At 49.0% G+C, this 1,839-nt stretch carries 1 protein-coding gene; it reads right to left on the bottom strand.

All coding sequences use genetic code 11. The features are described 5' to 3' along the window. Positions 1–1,780: hypothetical protein (locus HRU10_15340; GenBank protein NRA28607.1), on the bottom strand; the 1,780-nt coding region annotated here is incomplete at its 3' end. Between the last annotated feature and the right edge of the window lie 59 nt (positions 1,781–1,839).

Genomic DNA, 1,839 nt, shown 5'->3' with positions numbered 1-1,839 from the left:
CCACCGCGCCACCTACATCGAAAGTCAAGAATGGCTCAAAGAGGCCGCATGACTCCCCGCACCTCTGGTCACACCCCCGCTCGTTTTCTGTCGTGGATTCAGCATCGACAATTGCTTTCTGGTGCTCATGGCTTTTGAAAGTGACCAATAGATGAGTTCCGTTGCTCACAGGAGTGATTGTGAGGTCAATTAGTTCGCGGCTACCGCTTTCCTCGTCCACAGGTATACTGTGTAATGTAAAGCTACGCTTTTCTTTGATTGCGCGCTGGATTCCAGCACTCATGCCGAGTCTCAGATCACCGTCAAGCATGCTAAGAATATCTAAGCTCGCGCGCCCCTTGGGCATTTTCACATATTTATCAGATTCACCAAAAACATGAAGAACCTGTCTGCTTCGATTAAGCAGCACGCTGGAAGGCATGTAGGTCTCAAGTAAGTTATCATAGGCTCGTGATAGCTCGAGGTCAGAGGAGTGCCGTCGCAAGGGGTCGACCTGTGTCGCGGTCCTGCTATCTAATGCCGCTAACGATTGTAGGGGCATGCTGATCTCAGGAGTCATCCTTACGTCTTTGCGCTTACGGAAAATATTCCAATGCCGATTGAGGGGATCGAACTCGTTTTCAAAAGTCCCCAAAGTCTCACTCGGTCCTAGAAACAAAATGCCGTCGACATTCAGAGCGAAGAGGAACATCGAAATCACCTTTTTCTGCGCAATTGGCTGCAAGTAGATTAGAAGGTTACGACAGCTTACGAGGTCAATTTTGGTGAAGGGTGGGTCCTTTATGAGGTTCTGCTCAGCGAACACGATGGTCCGTCGGATCTCTGCTGCTACTTGAAATTTATCACCGACTGGCGTGAAAAACCTGGCCTTCCGTGACTCCGTCACAAACTCAAGGCTGTCCTTCGAATACTGACCATTCGCAGCAAAATTAACTGATTCCTTATGCAGGTCAGTTGCAAATATCTTCACTTCAAGACCGCGCTGGCGATGTTTTTCAGTGAGCAATTCATCAAACAGGAAGGCCATAGAGTAGGCCTCTTCGCCGGTAGCGCATCCAGGAATCCATACGCGGACAGTGCTGTGGTCCGGTGCATCATTTAAAAGCTCAGGAATAAGCGTTTTTTCCAACGCCAAAAATGCGTCAGGATCTCGGAAGAACTTGGTAACGCCGATGAGGAGGTCTTCGTAAAGTGCTGTAACCTCCTCGTTGCTATCGATCAATATCTCAGAATACTCGTCGAGAGTCGTCACCTTATGAAAATTCATTCGGCGCTCTATGCGTCGGTTCACTGTGGAGGGCTTATAATACGCGAAGTCGATGTTAAAGACCTCGCGCAGGCGTTTGAAGATTATAGAGTATTGGTCTGTCTCATGGACGCGCTCCGAGGTATATTGACTTTCTAATGTATTTAGAAGTGGACTTTCCACACGCATCAAGATCGCTTCAGGAATAAGCTCTGGGGCTGTTATTTTATCCACAACACCCGTGTCGATCGCGCTCTTAGGCATGCCATCAAATTTTGCAGACTCACTCGACTGAGATATTACAAATCCGCCAGCCTCTTTGATGTCCACGATACCTCGGGAACCATCTGAACCTGTGCCTGAGAGAACGACAGCGATTGCGCGATCTTCTTGATCAATCGCTAGCGAGCGGAAAAAGACATCGATGGGCAGGCTGAGTGACTTGGTCGGGTCCTTGTCGGTCAGTAGCAATGTGCCATTCGACATAACCATCTCCTTCTTCGGAGGTATGAGATAGATGCACAGCCATCCCATAAGGCCTGATGGCGGAGATCAGGGGTGAGTATTGATCGGCTGTAGCGGTTGATCGTGTC

This window comes from Opitutales bacterium (assembly GCA_013215165.1).
Taxonomy (GTDB): Bacteria; Verrucomicrobiota; Verrucomicrobiia; order Opitutales; family JABSRG01; genus JABSRG01.
This window is presented reverse-complemented; position numbering and strand designations above follow the sequence as displayed.